Origin of the sequence: Rhizobium acidisoli, assembly GCF_002531755.2 — a bacterium.
GTDB classification, from domain to species: domain Bacteria; phylum Pseudomonadota; class Alphaproteobacteria; order Rhizobiales; family Rhizobiaceae; genus Rhizobium; species Rhizobium acidisoli.
On the sequence record NZ_CP035001.1, the window covers coordinates 189,536 to 206,562 of the forward strand.

At 63.1% G+C, this 17,027-nt stretch carries 17 protein-coding genes; 10 read left to right on the plus strand and 7 right to left on the minus strand.

Annotated elements, in window-relative coordinates; genetic code table 11:
* Positions 1–68 precede the first annotated feature (68 nt).
* From CO657_RS29755 to CO657_RS29775, 5 genes are read right to left on the minus strand one after another with little or no spacing between them, the layout of a single operon-like run.
* Positions 69–1,058 (minus strand): branched-chain amino acid ABC transporter permease, encoded by a 990-nt coding sequence (locus tag CO657_RS29755; protein WP_054185031.1) that lies wholly within the window; start codon positions 1,056–1,058, stop codon positions 69–71.
* Position 1,059: 1 nt separating this feature from the next.
* A complete protein-coding gene (locus CO657_RS29760; protein ID WP_012555192.1) occupies positions 1,060–1,947 on the minus strand; it encodes a branched-chain amino acid ABC transporter permease in 888 nt (295 codons plus the stop codon).
* 4 nt (positions 1,948–1,951) lie between these two features.
* Positions 1,952–2,653, minus strand: coding sequence for an ABC transporter ATP-binding protein (locus CO657_RS29765; RefSeq protein WP_003594592.1), 702 nt, complete (start codon positions 2,651–2,653; stop codon positions 1,952–1,954).
* On the minus strand, positions 2,653–3,435 hold the full coding sequence (locus CO657_RS29770; RefSeq protein WP_012555193.1) for an ABC transporter ATP-binding protein: 783 nt from the start codon (positions 3,433–3,435) through the stop codon (positions 2,653–2,655). The genes CO657_RS29765 and CO657_RS29770 overlap by 1 nt, the downstream gene beginning before the upstream one ends.
* A 5-nt stretch (positions 3,436–3,440) precedes the next feature.
* Positions 3,441–4,646: an ABC transporter substrate-binding protein gene (locus CO657_RS29775; RefSeq protein ID WP_003594589.1), complete on the minus strand. Its 1,206-nt coding sequence runs from the start codon at positions 4,644–4,646 to the stop codon at positions 3,441–3,443.
* Between the two features lie 175 nt (positions 4,647–4,821).
* Here CO657_RS29775 and CO657_RS29780 point away from each other — a divergent pair, with 175 nt between their 5' ends.
* Positions 4,822–5,775: a LysR family transcriptional regulator gene (locus CO657_RS29780; protein ID WP_054185074.1), complete on the plus strand. Its 954-nt coding sequence runs from the start codon at positions 4,822–4,824 to the stop codon at positions 5,773–5,775.
* Here CO657_RS29780 and CO657_RS29785 read toward each other — a convergent pair whose 3' ends face one another.
* Positions 5,776–6,114, minus strand: a complete 339-nt coding sequence (locus tag CO657_RS29785) for a cupin domain-containing protein (RefSeq protein WP_003594586.1) — start codon at positions 6,112–6,114, stop codon at positions 5,776–5,778.
* A 175-nt stretch (positions 6,115–6,289) separates the two neighbouring features.
* On the opposite strand from CO657_RS29785, the gene CO657_RS29790 reads away from it, so the two are divergent.
* From CO657_RS29790 to CO657_RS29805, 4 genes are all read left to right on the plus strand, one after another.
* On the plus strand, positions 6,290–7,477 hold the full coding sequence (locus CO657_RS29790; protein ID WP_003594583.1) for an acyl-CoA dehydrogenase: 1,188 nt from the start codon (positions 6,290–6,292) through the stop codon (positions 7,475–7,477).
* 89 nt (positions 7,478–7,566) lie between these two features.
* The gene (locus tag CO657_RS29795; protein WP_054185030.1) at positions 7,567–8,028 is read left to right on the plus strand and encodes a hypothetical protein; all 462 of its coding nucleotides are present in this window, start codon (positions 7,567–7,569) and stop codon (positions 8,026–8,028) included.
* Complete coding sequence (locus CO657_RS29800) at positions 8,025–9,392, plus strand: FAD-containing oxidoreductase (RefSeq protein ID WP_054185029.1); 1,368 nt, start codon at positions 8,025–8,027, stop codon at positions 9,390–9,392. The genes CO657_RS29795 and CO657_RS29800 overlap by 4 nt, the downstream gene beginning before the upstream one ends.
* A gap of 33 nt (positions 9,393–9,425) precedes the next feature.
* The gene (locus CO657_RS29805; RefSeq protein WP_054185028.1) at positions 9,426–9,995 is read left to right on the plus strand and encodes a DedA family protein; all 570 of its coding nucleotides are present in this window, start codon (positions 9,426–9,428) and stop codon (positions 9,993–9,995) included.
* Between the two features lie 15 nt (positions 9,996–10,010).
* Here CO657_RS29805 and CO657_RS29810 read toward each other — a convergent pair whose 3' ends face one another.
* Entirely contained in the window at positions 10,011–11,054 is a 1,044-nt protein-coding gene (locus CO657_RS29810; protein WP_054185027.1) for an NAD(P)-dependent alcohol dehydrogenase, read from the minus strand.
* A 497-nt stretch (positions 11,055–11,551) separates the two neighbouring features.
* Here CO657_RS29810 and CO657_RS29820 point away from each other — a divergent pair, with 497 nt between their 5' ends.
* From CO657_RS29820 to kdpC, 5 genes are all read left to right on the plus strand, one after another.
* Positions 11,552–11,914 carry a copper resistance CopC family protein gene (locus tag CO657_RS29820; RefSeq protein ID WP_003594575.1) on the plus strand — a complete coding sequence of 121 codons (363 nt, stop codon included), beginning with the start codon at positions 11,552–11,554 and terminating at the stop codon, positions 11,912–11,914.
* 299 nt (positions 11,915–12,213) lie between these two features.
* Positions 12,214–12,303, plus strand: a complete 90-nt coding sequence (locus tag CO657_RS29830) for a K(+)-transporting ATPase subunit F (protein WP_003594574.1) — start codon at positions 12,214–12,216, stop codon at positions 12,301–12,303.
* Positions 12,304–12,372: 69 nt separating this feature from the next.
* Positions 12,373–14,076, plus strand: coding sequence for a potassium-transporting ATPase subunit KdpA (gene kdpA / locus CO657_RS29835; RefSeq protein WP_054185026.1), 1,704 nt, complete (start codon positions 12,373–12,375; stop codon positions 14,074–14,076).
* 205 nt (positions 14,077–14,281) lie between these two features.
* Positions 14,282–16,342, plus strand: coding sequence for a potassium-transporting ATPase subunit KdpB (gene kdpB, locus CO657_RS29840; protein ID WP_054185025.1), 2,061 nt, complete (start codon positions 14,282–14,284; stop codon positions 16,340–16,342).
* A 16-nt stretch (positions 16,343–16,358) separates the two neighbouring features.
* Entirely contained in the window at positions 16,359–16,928 is a 570-nt protein-coding gene (gene kdpC / locus CO657_RS29845; protein WP_054185024.1) for a potassium-transporting ATPase subunit KdpC, read from the plus strand.
* The last annotated feature ends 99 nt before the right edge of the window (positions 16,929–17,027 follow it).

The following is a 17,027-nucleotide window of genomic DNA, read 5'->3' on the forward strand; positions in this document are numbered from 1 at the left end:
CCCCGCGGGACGGGGAGAGGGAGAGTCGCAGCGCCGCCGCCTGTCTCGAAAGACAGGGGTCCGCCCGTTCAGCGGCGATAGACGAAGCCCAATTTCCGCCCCAGCCGCGAGGCGTAGAACTCGCCGATGATGCCGCGGCGGAAGATCAGCACGCAGACCATGAAGACGATGCCGGTGATGATCGTCACCGGGAATTCCGAGGTGGCGAGATAGTTTTCCAGCGCCACCACCAGCCCGGCGCCGAAGAGCGGCCCGATCAGCGTGCCGATGCCGCCGAGCAGCGTCATCAGGATCACCTCGCCCGACATCTGCCAGGCGACGTCGGTCAAAGTCGCGAATTGGAAGACGATCGATTTTACCGCGCCCGCCAGCCCGGCAAGCGCCGCCGACATGACGAAGGCGCCGAGCTTGTAGCGCGCCACCGAATAACCGAGCGAGATCGCCCGGTTTTCGTTCTCGCGGATCGATTTCAGGATCATGCCGAAGGGCGAATTGATGAAACGCCAGATGATCAGCACGCCGATGATGAACACACCAAGCACGAAATAATACATGTTGGTCGAGCTGTTCAGATCGATGAAGCCGAAGAGATGGCCGCGCGGCACCGCCTGGATGCCGTCCTCACCTTCGGTAAACTTCGCCTGCAGGCAGAAGAAGAAGAACATCTGCGACAGCGCCAGCGTGATCATCGCGAAATAGATGCCCTGGCGGCGGATGGCGAAAAAGCCCATCACCAACCCGAGGAACGCCGCGCCCGCCACGCCGATCAGGATGCCGAGTTCCGGCGGCAGACCCCATGTCTTCACCGTATAGGCGGTGAAATAAGCCGCCCCGCCGAAGAAGGTGGCATGGCCGAAGGACAGCAGCCCGGTATAACCGAGCAGCAGGTTGAAGGCGCAGGCAAACAGCGCGAAGCACAGCAGCTTCATCAGGAAGATCGGATAGAAAAAGAAGGGTGCGAGCAGCAGAAGCAGCAGCCCGATGGCGAGGAACCCCGCCTGGACCGAAAGGGCGGTGCGGCTTCTTTCCGTGCGGATGGTGTCGGTGATGTCAGCCATGTCAAGCGTCCCGGCCGAAGAGGCCCGCGGGCCTGATGAGAAGCACGATCGCCATGATGACGAAGATCACGATGTTAGAGGCCTCGGGATAGAAGACCTTGGTCAGGCCCTCGGCGATGCCGAGCACATAACCGGTGATGATCGCGCCCATGATCGATCCCATGCCGCCGACGACCACCACGGCGAAGACGACGATGATCATGTTCGAGCCCATCAGCGGCGAGACCTGGTAGATCGGCGCCGCCAGCACGCCGGCAAAGGCGGCAAGACCGGCGCCGAGCGCGTAGGTCAGCGTCAGCAGCACCGGCACGTTGACCCCGAAGACCTGCACCAGCACAGCGTTTTCGGTCGCGGCCCGGAGATAGGCGCCGAGTTTGGTCTTCTCGATCAGCAGCCATGTGCCGAGGCAGACGACCAGCGAGACGACCACCACCCAGCCGCGATAAATCGGCAGGAACATGAAGCCGAGATTGGCGCCGCCGGCAAGTGCTGCCGGCGTCGCATAGGGCTGGCCGGAGGAGCCGTAGAGATAGCGGAAGGTGCCTTCGACTGCCAGCGCCAGCCCGAAGGTGAAGAGCAGGCCGTAGAGCGGATCGAGGTCGTAGAGCCGGCGCAGGAACAGCCGCTCGATGATCGCACCGCCAAGACCGACGATGACGGGCGCCAGGATCAGCGACGGCCAGTAGCCGATGCCGGCATAGGTGAGCAGCAGATAGGCGACGAAGGCGCCGAGCATATATTGCGCGCCATGGGCGAAGTTGATCACCCTGAGCAGGCCGAAAATGATGGCGAGGCCGAGGCTGAGCAGCGCGTAGAACGAGCCGTTGATCAGGCCGATCAGCAGCTGGCCGAGCAACGCCTGCAGGGGAATGCCGAAGATCATCGTCATCTGGTCATACTCCCAGAACCTTGTGCAGCGTATCCATGCGCTGCGGCAGTTCGCCGACCGGGAATTCCGACACCATCTGCCCATGATCCATCAGATAAAAGCGATCGGCAATACGGCTGGCGAAACGGAAGTTCTGCTCGACGAGCAGGATCGTCATGCCGCGTCCTTTCAGGGTCTGCAGCACCTCGCCGATGCGCTGGACGATGACCGGGGCAAGCCCCTCCGTCGGCTCGTCGAGAATGAGCAACCGGACGCCGGTGCGCAGGATCCGGGCGATCGCCAGCATTTGCTGCTCGCCGCCTGATAGTTTGGTGCCCGGGCTGCCGCGGCGCTCGTAGAGATTGGGGAAAAGCTCGTAGATCTCGTCGAGCGTCATGCCGCCCTTTGCCACGACAGGCGGCAGCAGCAGGTTTTCCGACACGGTGAGCGTCGAGAAGATGCCGCGCTCCTCCGGCACGAAGCCGATGCCGCGATGCGCCGTCTTGTGCAGCGGCACCTGCATCATGTCGCTGCCGGCAAAGCTGATCCTGCCCTTGCGGGCCCGCACGATGCCGGTGATGGTGCGCAGCGTCGTCGTCTTGCCGACGCCGTTGCGGCCGAGAATGGTGATCGTCTCGCCTTCGGCCACCCGCATGTCGACGCCGTGCAGGACATGACTTTCGCCGTACCAGGCGTTCAGTCCCTGGATTTCGAGGAGAGCGGCCATCAATGCTCCTCCGTGCCCATATAGGCGACGCGCACGCGCTCGTCCTGGCTGACGGTGGCATAATCGCCCTCGGCAAGGATCTCGCCGCGCTGCAGGACGGTGACATGCTGGCAGATATTGGCGACGACGGAGAGATTGTGCTCGACCATCAGCACCGCCCGGTCGCGGGCGACGTCGCGGATGATCGCCGAGACGACGCCGACATCCTCAAGCCCCATGCCGGCCATCGGCTCGTCGAGCAGCAGCACCTTCGGATCGAGCGCCAGCGTGGTGGCGATCTCCAGCACCCGCTTGCGGCCATAGGAAAGATCGGCGGCGATATGATCGCGCTCCTTGGAAAGCCCGACGCTGGCGAGCAACTGCTCGGCGCGTTCGTTCAGCCGGTCGAGCGCCGAAAGCGGCCGCCAGAACTGGGTGGAAAGATTGTTCGGCCGCTGCAGCGCCACGCGCACATTGTCGAGCACCGAGAGATGCGGGAAGACCGCCGAGATCTGGAAGGAGCGCACCAGCCCCATGCGCGCCACCTTGTCGGGCGGCGTTCCGGTGATGTCGGTGCCCATCAGCGTGATCGTGCCCGATGTCGGCTGCAGGAACTTGGTCAGCAGGTTGAAGACCGTGGTCTTGCCGGCGCCGTTCGGGCCGATCAGCGCATGCACGCTGGCGTCATGCACGTCGAGATCGACGTTCTTGACGGCGGTGAAGCCGCCGAAATCGCGGCGCAGGCCGCGGGCGGACAAGACCACCCGCGGCTTTTCCTGAGTTTCAATCGCGGAAACCGCCATTGCGCTCACTTCACCAGATCGCAGCCGCTCTTGGCGGGGTCGATATAGGCTTCCTTGCCGGGAATGGTGGCGAGAACGTTGAAGTAGTCCCACGGCTCCTTGCTGTCGGCCGGCTTCTTGACCTGCAGCAGGTACATGTCGTGGATCATGCGGCCGTTGGCGCCGACCGTGCCGCCACGGCCGAAGACGTCATCGACAGGCATTTCATGCAGTTGTTTGGCGACGGCTTCCGTCTCGTCGGTTCCGGCTTTCTGCACCGCCTTCAGATATTGCATCACCGCCGAATAGGTGCCGGTATGGATCATGTTGGGCATCTTGCCGGTGCGGGCGAAGAATTTCTTGGCGAAGGCGCGGCTGTCGTCGTCGCGGTTCCAATAAAAGCCTTCGGTCAGCGTCAGCCCCTGCGCCGCCTCGAGGCCGAGACCATGGACTTCGGCGAGCGTGAAGAGCAGCGCCGCCAGATGCTGGCCGCCCTGGGTAATGCCGAATTCGGCCGCCTGCTTGATGGCGTTCGAGGTATCCAGGCCGGCATTGGCGAGGCCGATCACCTTGGCGCCGGATGATTGTGCCTGCAGCAGGAAGGACGAGAAGTCCTGGGTCGACAGCGGATGGCGGACGGCGCCGACGACCGTGCCGCCGCTGGCCTTGACATAGTCGGTGGTCTGCTGCTCCAGCGAATAGCCGAAAGCATAGTCGGCGGTCAGGAAGAACCAGCTGTCGCCGCCCTGCTTGACCAGCGCGCCACCGGTGCCGACGGCGAGCGCATGGGTGTCGTAGGCCCAATGGAAGCCGTAAGGCGAGCAGGCCTTGCCGGTGAGATCCGTCGTCGCCGCACCGGTGACGATGTCGATCTTTTTCTTTTCCTTGGCGATCGCCTGCACGGCGAGCGCCACCGACGAGGTCGTCAACTCCATGATCGCATCCACCTGCTCGGTGTCATACCACTGGCGGGCGATGTTGGAGGCAATATCGGGCTTGTTCTGGTGGTCGGCATCGACGATCTCGACCGGCACACCAAGTACCTTGCCGCCGAAATCCTCGACCGCCATCTTGGCGGCTTCGACGGAAGACTTGCCGCCAAAGTCGGCATAAACGCCCGACTGGTCGTTCAGGATGCCGATCTTGACCTTGCCGTCGGTCGCGCTCTGCGCGAGCACCGCTGTGCTGCTCGCAAGCAGAAATGCAACTGATGCAATGAGATTCTTACGCATATTCTCTCCTCCCAGAGATGAGCCAGATTGCGGGTCTGTTCAGATTTGGCCAGCCGCACTCCTCAGAACGGCGGACCCTGTCCCTACGATCACGGAAATTCCGCGTTGAAGCAACGGGTGGTTTACAACTAATTCCAAACAGTATCTGTTCGTTTTTGAACAGATGGGGATCGCGATGAACAATCCGCCGCAGTTTACTTGGGACGATCTTCAGTTTTTTCTAGCCGTCGCCCGCACTGGACAGCTGTCGACGGCGGCCCGCCAGCTGCGCTCCAGCCATGCGACCGTCTCGCGGCGCATCGACCGGCTGGAATTCACCCTCAAGGTCAAGCTCTTCGAGCGCAATCCGCGGGGTTATGTGCTGACCGCCATGGGCACGCGTTTTGTCGAAACGGCCGAGAAAATGGAGCAGGAGACCGAGCGGCTGCGCGCCGACCTCGCCGACGGCTCGATGGCGCAGCGCGGCCTCGTGCGCTTCAGCGCGCCTGAAGGTTTTGCCAATTTCTTCTTCGCCACGGTCCTGCACCGGTTTGCCGCCCAGCATCCGCATCTCTCGCTCGAGCTGGTGACGATCCAGCAGATCATGTCGCTGTCGCGCAAGGAGGCCGATCTTTCCGTGGTGCTCGACGAGCCGAAGGGCGGACCTTATTTCGCCGAGAAGCTGACCGACTATCACCTGCAGATCTACGGCTCGCGCGACTATCTGGCAAAGGCGCCTGCCATCACCTGCCGCGAGGACCTGCTTGAGCATCCCTTCGTCAGCTATATCGAGGAGATGATTTTCGCGCCGGGCCTGGATTATCTCAGCGATGTGCATCCGCGCATCAAACCGCAGTTCCAGAGTTCCAGCATCTTCGCGCAGCTGACCGCCACCCGAAACGGCCTCGGCCTCTGCATCCTGCCCTATTTCTTCGCCAGCCGTTATCCCGAGCTCGTGCGCGTGCTGCCCGAGGAGATCGACCTCAAGCGCCACTACTGGATCACCTGCCACCGCGACCTGAAACAGGCGCCGCGGGTGCGCGCCGTCATCGACTTCCTGCGCGAGGCGGTGCGCGGCGAGGACGCGCGCTTCGTGCCGCCCTATGTCACTCCAGCGGGCCCGGTGCGCCGATCGGAAGCCGAAATCTGACTATTTGAGAAATTCGGCGCGGTGCGGCGTGAAGGTATCGATCAGCCGGCCCTTTTCCAGCGCCTTGACGCCGTGGACGAGATTGGGGGGCACGATGAAGCTGCCGCCCTGGCGCAGCACCTCGGTCCGGCCGTCGATCGTCACTTCGAAGCTGCCCTCGGCGACATAACTTGCCTGAATGTGCGGATGCGAATGGGCCGCACCGACGGCGCCGCTCTCGAAGGCCACTTCCACCATCATCATCTCGGGCAGGTAGGTCATGATGCGCCTGGTAACGCCGGGCTCGGGATTGACCCATTCGGCGCCTTCGGCCGATACGAACAGATCGCTTGACGACATTTCCGCCTCCTCGTTCCAGAATCGATCGCCGGCAAAGTGGAGCATGCCGGCGCTTTTGAAAAGATGGCGCGCCCTGTCTTTTCGATGAGGCGGGCTTCTGTTGACGCGGTCGGCTGTCGGGTCTATGCGACCTTTGATGAGGCAAGCCTGAAATCAAGGGTGAGGAGACGCCGACATGCAGCATACGCGCGAGGTTTTCGACTGGGCCGACCCGTTCCGCCTGGTGGAGCAGCTGACCGACGAGGAGCGCATGGTGCAGAATACGGCCCATGCCTATGCGCAGGAAAAGCTCGCGCCCCGCGTTCTCGACGCCTTCCGCAATGAAAAGACCGACCCTGCAATCTTCCGCGAAATGGGCGAACTCGGCCTGCTCGGACCGACGATCTCGCCGGATTACGGCGGCGCCGGCCTCGGTTACACCGCCTACGGCCTGATCGCCCGCGAGGTCGAGCGGGTTGACAGCGGCTATCGTTCGATGATGAGCGTGCAGTCCTCGCTGGTGATGGTGCCGATCGACACCTTCGGCTCTGAAGCGCAGAAGCTGAAATACCTGCCGAAACTCGCCACCGGCGAATGGATCGGCTGTTTCGGCCTGACCGAACCCGATCACGGCTCCGATCCTGGCTCGATGGCGACACGCGCGAAAAAGGTTGACGGCGGCTACAGCCTCACCGGTTCGAAGACCTGGATTTCGAACGCGCCGATCGCCGATGTCTTCGTCGTCTGGGCAAAGACCGAGGACGGGCTGATCCGTGGCTTCATCCTCGAAAAGGGATGGAAGGGGCTTTCGGCGCCTGCCATCCACGGCAAGGTCGGCTTGCGCGCCTCGATCACCGGCGAAGTGGTGATGGACGGGGTCTTCGTGCCCGAGGAAAATCTTCTGCCCGGCGTCACCGGCCTGAAGGGACCGTTCACCTGCCTCAACTCGGCCCGCTTCGGCATCGCCTGGGGCGCGCTTGGTGCTGCCGAGGATTGTTACGCCAGGGCGCGGCAATACACGCTGGAGCGCAAGCAGTTCGGCCGGCCGCTCGCCGCCAATCAGTTGATCCAGAAGAAGCTCGCCGACATGGCGGCGGAGATCTCGCTCGGCCTGCAGGGCTGCCTGCGGCTCGGCCGCATGAAGGAGGAAGGTCATCCGCCGGTGGAGCTGACCTCGATCCTCAAGCGCAACAGCTGCGGCAAGGCGCTGGAGATTGCGCGCGCGGCCCGCGATATGCTCGGCGGCAACGGCATCTCCGACGAATTCGGCATCGCCCGCCATCTCGTCAACCTCGAAGTGGTCAACACCTATGAGGGCACCCACGACATCCACGCGCTGATCATCGGCCGGGCGATCACCGGCATCGCCGCGTTTGCGAACTAACTCGCCTGCAGGGCAAGGCGAATTGCCACGCGCCTGACAATGTGCAACCTTCCCTCTCGCGGCACAAAGCCGGCAATGAGGGGGATCGCATGTTTCTGCTTCTTGCATTGCTGATTGGTGTCATCTCAGGCCTTCGCACCATGACGGCGCCGGCCGCCGTCGCCTGGGGCGCAGCACTCGGCTGGTTCGACCTGTCGCAGACGCCGCTTGCCTTCATGGGCTATCGCTGGACGCCGTGGATTTTCACGATCCTCGCGGTCACCGAGCTGGCCGCCGACCAGCTGCCGTCGACGCCGTCGCGCAAGGTGCCGATGCAGTTCGGTGCCCGCATCGTCTCAGGCGCGCTCTCGGGTGCTGCGATCGGGGCCGCCAGCGGCCTGCTCTTCGGCGGGTTGATTGCCGGCGTGATCGGCGCCGTCATCGGCACCTATGGCGGCGCTGCCGCCCGCAGCCGGCTTGCCGTCTCCTTCGGCAAGGACCTGCCGGCCGCCCTTATCGAGGATGCCGTCGCCGTCATCGGCGCGGTGCTGATCGTGGGAGCCGTCGCATGAAAAACTTCGACGCTATCGTTATCGGTGCCGGCCAGGCCGGCCCGTCGCTTGCCGCCCGCATGGCCGACAAGGGCATGAAGGTGGCGCTGATCGAACGCAAATTCCTTGGCGGCACCTGCGTCAATGCCGGCTGCATGCCGACCAAGACGCTGGTCGCCAGCGCCCGCGCCGCCCATGTCGCCAGAAGCGGCGCCGCCTACGGTGTCAACATCCCCGGCGAAATCGCCATCGACATGAAGGTGGTGAGGGCCCGCGCCGAAACCGTGACGATGAATGCCCGCAACGGCCTGATCGGCTGGCTCGGCGGCATGGACGGCATGAGCGTGATCTACGGCCACGCCCGTTTCGAGAGCCCGAAGGCTGTCAGCGTCAATGGCGAGACGCTGACTGCGCCGCGCATCTTCCTCAATGTCGGCGCGCGGCCGGTTATCCCCGAGCTGCCGGGTATCCATGATATCGATTACCTCACCAGCACTTCGATCATCCAGCTCGACACGCTGCCGCGGCATCTGGCGGTGATCGGCGGCAGTTATATCGGGCTGGAATTTGCGCAGATGTATCGCCGCTTCGGCGCCGAAGTCAGCGTCATCGAGCACGGGCCGAAGCTCGCATCGCGCGAGGACGAGGATATATCCGATGCGATCGCCGAGATCCTGCGCGCCGAAGGCATCGGCGTCCACACCGATGCCGGCAACATCGCCTTTGCGGGAAACGGCAGCGGGGTAAGCGTCACCGCCGGCTCGGCGACGATCGATGCGAGCCATGTGCTGATTGCCACCGGCCGCACCCCGAACACCGACGATCTCGGCCTCGATGCCGCCGGCGTCGTCACCGATAAACGCGGCTTCATCATCGTCGACGACAGGCTCGCCACCAATGTCGAGGGCATCTGGGCACTCGGCGACTGCAACGGCCACGGCGCCTTCACCCACACCTCCTACAATGATTTCGAGATCGCCGCCGCCAATCTGCTCGACGGCGACGACCGCAAGGTTTCGAGCCGCATTCCGGCCTATGCGCTCTATATCGACCCGCCGCTCGGCCGCGTCGGCATGACCGAGAAACAGGCGCGGCAGTCGGGGCGCAAGATCATGGTCTCGACCCGGCCGATGAGCCGGGTCGGCCGGGCCAACGAGCGCGGCGAGACCAAGGGCTTCATGAAGGTGATTGCCGACGCCGAGACCAAGAAAATCCTCGGCGCGGCGATACTGGGCATCGAGGGCGACGAGGTGATCCACGGGTTGATCGATGCGATGAATGCCGGGACTACCTATCCCGCTTTACAATGGTCGGTGCCGATCCATCCGACGGTGTCGGAGCTGATCCCGACGCTGCTTGGCGATCTGAAGCCGGTTCAGCCGTGACCTGACCTCGGGAAGAGCTGGAGGCGAACCCGCGTGTCCATCGAATTGCTGATCGAAAATTACGGCCTGCTGGCGATCTTTCTGGGGGCTGCCTTCGAAGGCGAAACGGCCGCCTTTCTCGGCGGCGTGATCGCTCATCGCGAGTTGCTTCCCTATTGGTCGGCGTCGCTCGCAGCCACGGCCGGATCCTTCGCCGGCGATCAGTTCTGGTTCTTTGCCGGCCGTTACGCGGCCCGCTGGAGCCTCGTCCGCCGGCTGATGGAAAAGCCGGCGCTCGCCCGCGTTACCCAACTTCTGGAAAAATATCCGACCGGCTTCATCCTTGCGTTTCGTTTCCTCGTCGGATTGCGGACGATCAGTCCCATCGTCATCGGGACAACGCGGATATCGACCGGAAAATTCGTCATCCTGAACGCCATCGCCGCTTTGATCTGGGGGCAGCTTTTCACCGCGCTCGGCTATTTGTTCGGGCACGGCATCGAGCAGATATTGGGCCACCTTTCCCTTCACCGCCATCTGCTGATTGCGTTCGGGGCCGCGGCTGTCGCCGCCGCCGCGGCCCTTGCCTTTCGCAAGATGAGGCCGAGCGCTGGGCATTCATAAAAGTGGTGCGGCGCCCTACTCCATGACAATCTGCAGCTTGACGTCGCTCGGCCTAGCCTCGACGGCGCGGTCGAAGGCCTTGATCGACTCCTCGAATGTGAAGGTCTCGGATATCAGCGGCTTCAGATCGACGCGGCCGGATGCCAGCAGCGCGATCGAGCGCTCATACTGGTGCGCGTAGCGGAACACCGTCTCGATACGGATCTCCTTGGTCGATGCCGTCGAGACATCGAAACCGATCGGGTTGACCGGCAGGCCGACGGCGACGATGACGCCGCCCGGGCGCGGCAGCGCCATGATCGTCTCCCAGGCCTTCGGCGAGCCGGAGCATTCGAAGACCACGTCGGCACCCCAACCGTCGGTCAGCCGGACGACCTCTTCGCTCAGGTTCTTTTCGCGGATATTGACTGGAATGACGCCCTGATATTGCGCTGATATATCGAGCTTCGGCTGGGCGAGATCGGCGACGATCGCCCGGGCGCAGCCGCCGGCAAGGGCGGCGATCGCCACCATCGTGCCGATCGGCCCGGCGCCGAGGACGACGGCGGTATCGCCGGGTGTAATCTTGGCTTTGCTGGCCGCCTGCATGCCGACGGCAAAGGGCTCGACCATGGCGCCCTCGGCGAAGCTGACATTGTCAGGCAGCTTGAAGGTATAATTGGCGGGATGCACGACCTCCGGCGTCAGCACGCCATGGATCGGCGGCGTCGCCCAGAAGGTCACGGCCGGGTCAATATTGTACATGCCGAGCCGGCTAGCCTTGGAATTCGGGTCGGGAATGCCGGGCTCCATGCAGACCCGGTCGCCGACCTTCAGATGCGTCACACCAGCCCCGACTTCGACCACCGTGCCTGCCGCCTCATGACCGAGCACCATCGGCGCGTTGACGATGAAGGGGCCGATCTTTCCATGGGTATAATAGTGGACGTCCGAACCGCAGACGCCGACGGTATGAATCTTGATCTTGACCTGCCCCGGTCCTGTTTCCAGGGGCAGATCGATATCGCGAAGCGCAAGCTCATGCTGGCGCTCCAGTACCAGCGCACGGACTTTGGTCATGATCGGTTTCCTTCCCTTTTGCCCGCGGTTCGTCGCGTGCCGTTGAAGCGACTATAAGACTGTAAGGGGCGGCAATTCAATCGTTGAGATCAAGCTTTTGCTCAACATGCGATGAAATGCCCATTTCCTATAATCCGAAAGATTTGTCTTCCAAGACCTCCGTATGATTCCAGCCGAGGCCGTCGGGGAGTACATTTTCCATTCGAGATCCCGGTCATAAGGACAGGCAGAGAGCGATGAAGAACGATCACGACAATGCCGGCGGAAATCGGTCTTCCGGTCCGACGATATCAAGGTCAATCCGGCAATTCTGGCAGCGGCTTGTGGATCTGATCGCCGCGCCGCCGAAAGGTCCCCGGCCACGGCCGGCGCGCGTTATCGCAAAAACTAGGGATCGAAATCTTCCCCCACGGCGTTATTAATAATGCGTCGGCATGGCGTCACGGAAGCATGACGGCTCCGGGCACATGCGGGTCGGCACGATAAGGAAGACCATCATGAAGTCGATCGCGTCATTCTGTCTGTTCGTCTCCCTTCTCTTCATCGCAAGTGAGGCGTCTGCGGCGCTGGAACAAGCCTCTCTTCCGCCTCAGGAGCAGGAAGTAAGGCTGGCGCCGGCCAACCTCGAACTCACCTTCACCGGCCCGGTCGATCTTGCCCGTTCGACGGCCGTCCTGCTGGATGCTCGAGGGACGGCGATTCCCACCGGCAAGCCGTTTCTCTCCGGCCCTGAGGGATCGATCTTCAAGGTTCCGCTCGATCCGGCCATGGCGCCCGGCGATTATACCGTCGACTGGCGCGTCCTCTCGATGGACGGCCGCAGTGCCGAAGGCCAGTACCGGTTCCGGGTCGATCCTTAACTCGCTCACCGAAAGCATTTATAAGATTTTTATATTGACGGCCCTCCGGCCGTCTCGAACCTTTATGGCCTCCGGCTGCATATTGAAGCCCGAGAGATCGACCGATCATCTCCACGCCAGAAAGCATGAAAGGCGGCCTTCCCGAGGGAATGACGCCCTTTGTCTTGTCTGACTCCAACAAGAATAACAGGAGTCACGATCATGATGGATATCATTCTGCTTGGCACCGCGATCCTATTCTTCGCGCTGTGCTTTGCCTACACACGAGCCTGCGACAGGCTTTGACAGGAGAAACGACGATGACCCTCGATTATATCTTGAGCGGTGCCGTGACCGTGTTTCTCACCGTCTACCTCACCTACGCTCTGCTTCGCCCAGAACGCTTTTGAAGAGAACCGGCGCTTCCGAGCTCGCACATACGCGACCGAGAAGCAGCCGGGTATTGAAAGTTGACCTCCATGACCCTCAACGGATGGCTTCAGATCCTGCTTTATTGCGGGATCGTGCTTGTGCTCGTCAAACCGCTCGGCGGCTACATGACGCGTGTCTTCAGCGGCGAGCGCACCTTCCTGTCACCCCTCCTCGTTCCGATCGAACGGGGACTTTACCGCGCGGCCGGCACCAGCGAAGGCGAGGAGCAGCATTGGACCTCCTATGCCTTCGCCATGCTGCTCTTCAATCTTCTCGGCGTCATCGCGCTTTATGCGCTGCAGCGCTTCCAAGCCGGGCTTCCCTATAATCCGGCCGGCATGGCGGCCGTCCCGCCGGAGCTTGCCTTCAACACCGCCGTCAGCTTCGTCACCAATACGAATTGGCAGAACTACGGCGGCGAAAGCACCATGTCCTATCTCACCCAGATGGCCGGCTTCACCGTCCAGAACTTCGTGTCCGCCGCGACCGGCATTGCGATCGCACTCGCCTTCATCCGCGCCTTCTCGCGTGCGTCCGGCAAGGCGATCGGCAATTTCTGGGTCGATATGACGAGGGCGACCCTCTACGTGCTGCTGCCGATCTCTATCGTGCTGACGCTCACTTACGTCTATCTCGGCGTGCCGCAGACGCTCGGAGCTTATGTCAATGCGACGACGCTCGAAGGCGCGCAGCAGACGATCGCCGTCGGCCCCGTCGCCTCGCAGCTTGCGATCAAGATGCTCGGCACCAATGGCGGCGGCTTCTTCAATGCCAATTCCGCCCACCCGTTCGAAAACCCCGATGCGATCTCAAACCTCATCCAGATGGTCTCGATCTTCGCGATCGGCGCGGCGCTGACCAACGTCTTCGGCCGCATGGTCGGCAACCAGCGCCAGGGCTGGGCGATCCTCGCCACGATGGGCGTGCTGTTCCTCGCCGGCGTCGTCGTCACCTATTGGGCGGAAGCCGCCGGCAATCCGCTGATGCACGCCTTCGGTCTGGGCGGCGGTAATATGGAAGGCAAGGAAGTCCGCTTCGGCGTCGCCCTCTCCTCGCTTTTTGCCGTCATCACCACCGCCGCCTCCTGCGGCGCGGTCAATGCGATGCATGGCAGCTTCACCGCGCTCGGCGGCCTCATCCCGCTGATCAACATGCAGCTCGGCGAAATCATCGTCGGCGGGGTCGGTGCGGGCTTCTACGGCATCCTGCTGTTCATCATCGTCGCCGTCTTCGTCGCCGGCCTGATGGTCGGCCGCACGCCGGAATATCTTGGCAAGAAGATCGAGGCGAAGGAAATGAAGATGGCCGTTCTCGCCATTCTCTGCCTGCCGCTCGCCATGCTGGTTTTCACCGCGATCGCCACGGTGCTGCCGTCCGCCGTCGCCTCGATCGGTACCGCCGGCCCGCACGGCTTCTCCGAAATCCTCTATGCCTATACCTCGGCTGCGGCCAATAACGGCTCGGCTTTCGGCGGACTGACGGGCAACACGCCCTGGTACAACGTGACGCTCGGCATCGGCATGCTCGCCGGCCGCTTCCTGGTCATCATCCCGGCACTTGCCATCGCCGGCTCGCTGATCGCCAAAAAGACGGTCCCGGCCTCGGCAGGCACCTTCCCGACGGACGGCCCGCTCTTCGTCGGCCTGCTCGTCGGCACCATCCTGATCGTCGGCGGCCTGACCTTCTTCCCGGCGCTGGCACTCGGCCCCATCGTCGAGCACCTGGTGATGATCGCTGGTCAGACTTTCTAGGGCGAGATCATGATCCTCCGCCACAGGCTTCGCCACGCTTCTCACCTACGTCCCGGTGCGCCGGGACGTAGGAACCGCCCGGGGCTACAGGCCTCCGACATCATCCTGGTGATGCTGGCAGGCCTGCTCGTCGCCGCGGCGATCTTTAAGATTTTACAGGGCTGACCGCAAGGTTCGCCATCCTCGTTCCAAGCTGGAGTCTCTTATGAGCCAGGCAAAATCCGCGAGCATCATGGTTTCTCGCATTCTCATCCCGGCCGTGGGCGCCGCCTTCAAGAAGCTCGACCCGCGCGCACTTGCCAGAAACCCGGTCATGTTCGTCGTGGCCACGGTCTCGGTGCTGACCACCGTGCTTTTCCTGCGCGACCTCGCAGCCGGCAACGGCAATCTCGGCTTTTCCTTCCAGATCAATCTCTGGCTCTGGTTTACCGTGCTGTTTGCCAATTTCGCCGAAGCCGTCGCCGAAGGCCGCGGCAAGGCGCAGGCGGATTCGCTGCGCAAGGCGCGCACCGAAACCCAGGCCAAGCTGCTTACCACCAACAATGGTAGCGACTACCGCATGGTGCCCGGCACCAGTCTCAAGGTCGGCGATGTCGTGCTGGTCGAGGCCGGCGACATCATCCCTTCGGATGGCGAGGTCATCGAAGGGGTGGCCTCCGTCAATGAGGCGGCAATCACCGGCGAATCCGCCCCGGTCATCCGCGAATCCGGCGGCGACCGCTCGGCGGTGACCGGCGGCACCCAGGTGCTGTCCGACTGGATCCGCGTGCGCATTACCGCAGCCGCCGGTTCGACCTTCCTCGACCGGATGATCGCGCTGGTCGAAGGTGCGGAACGCCAGAAGACGCCGAACGAGATCGCGCTCAACATCCTGCTTGCCGGCATGACGCTGATCTTCGTGCTCGCCACCGCGACGATCCCGAGCTTTGCCATCTATGCCGGCGGCTCGATCCCGATCATCGTGCTCGTCGCCCTCTTCGTCACCCTGATCCCAACGACGATCGGCGCGCTCTTGTCGGCGATCGGCATTGCCGGCATGGACCGTCTCGTCCGCTTCAACGTGCTCGCCATGTCCGGCCGCGCCGTCGAAGCGGCCGGCGACGTCGACACGCTGCTGCTCGACAAGACGGGCACGATCACGCTCGGCAACCGCCAGGCGACAAGCTTCCGCCCGGTTCGCGGCGTTTCCGAACAGGATCTGGCCGATGCCGCCCAGCTTGCCTCGCTGGCCGACGAAACGCCTGAGGGACGCTCCATCGTCGTGCTCGCCAAGGAGAAATATGCGATCCGCGGCCGCGACATGGCGAGCCTCAAGGCCACCTTCGTGCCCTTCACCGCCCAGAGCCGCATGAGCGGCGTCGATCTCGAAGGCGCCTCGATCCGCAAGGGCGCGGTCGATGCGGTGCTGACCTATGTCAACGGCGACGCCCCTTCGAAGAACGGCAGCGAGGTCGTCCGCGAACTTCAGTCTATCGCCGACGAGGTCGCCAAATCAGGCGGCACGCCGCTCGCCGTTGCCCGCGACGGCAGGCTGCTCGGCGTCATCCAGCTGAAGGATATCGTCAAGGGCGGTATCCGCGAGCGCTTCACGGAGTTGCGCCGCATGGGCATCCGCACGGTGATGATCACAGGCGACAATCCGCTGACGGCAGCCGCCATCGCGGCCGAAGCCGGCGTCGACGACTTCCTCGCCCAGGCGACGCCGGAGATGAAGCTTGCGCTGATGCGCGAGGAACAGGCCAAGGGCAAGCTCGTCGCCATGTGCGGCGACGGCACCAACGATGCGCCCGCACTTGCCCAGGCCGATGTCGGCGTCGCCATGAACACCGGCACGGTCGCCGCCCGCGAGGCCGGCAACATGGTCGACCTCGATAGCGACCCGACGAAGCTCATCGAGATCGTCGAGATCGGCAAGCAGTTGTTGATGACGCGCGGCGCGCTGACGACCTTTTCGATCGCCAACGACATCGCCAAGTATTTCGCCATCATTCCGGCGATGTTCCTGACCTTTTACCCGCAGCTTGGCGTGCTCAACATCATGGGACTTTCCACGCCGCAAAGCGCCATCCTCTCGGCAATCATCTTCAACGCGCTTGTTATCGTCGCGCTGATCCCGTTGTCGCTGAAGGGTGTGCGCTACCGTCCGATCGGCGCCGGCGCGCTTCTGTCGCGCAACCTGCTGATCTACGGCCTCGGCGGCATCATCGTCCCCTTCATCGGCATCAAAGCGATCGACCTGGCCGTCGCAGCCCTCGGCCTCGCTTAAAGGAGAGTTAAGAACAATGTTGAAAGAATTTCGCCCGGCCGTCGTCATGATCGTCGCCACCACCGCCATCACTGGCCTTCTCTACCCGCTCGCCATGACCGGGGCGGCCCAGGCCCTCTTCCCCGCCCAGGCGAACGGCAGCCTGGTCGAGAAGAACGGCCAGGTGATCGGCTCGACCCTGATCGGCCAGGCCTTCACCTCAGACAGATATTTCCACGGCCGTCCGTCAGCTGCCGGCGACGGCTATAATGCCGCCGCCTCCAGCGGCTCGAACCTCGGCCCGACCAGCCAGAAACTGATCGACCGCGTCAAGGGCGATTACGAGTCCGCCAAGGCGACGAACCCCATTGCCCAGGTGCCCGCCGACCTCGTCACCGCGTCGGGCAGCGGCCTCGATCCAGACATCTCGCCCGAGGCCGCCTACTTCCAGGTGGCCCGTGTCGCCAAGGCGCGCAGCATGGACGAAGCCAAGGTCAAGGCGCTGGTCGACGGCGCCGTCCAGGCCCGCGAGCTCGGCCTTCTCGGCGAACCAACCGTCAATGTTCTGGCGTTGAATCAGAGCCTTGATGCTTCTATGACTGAGTAAAGGTAGGCGGGCCACGACCTCGCCCTCATTCCTGTGCTTGTCACAGGAATCCAGCCACGCGAAGTCTTTCGCGTGAAAAGCGTCCTTGGCGTCGCGGAC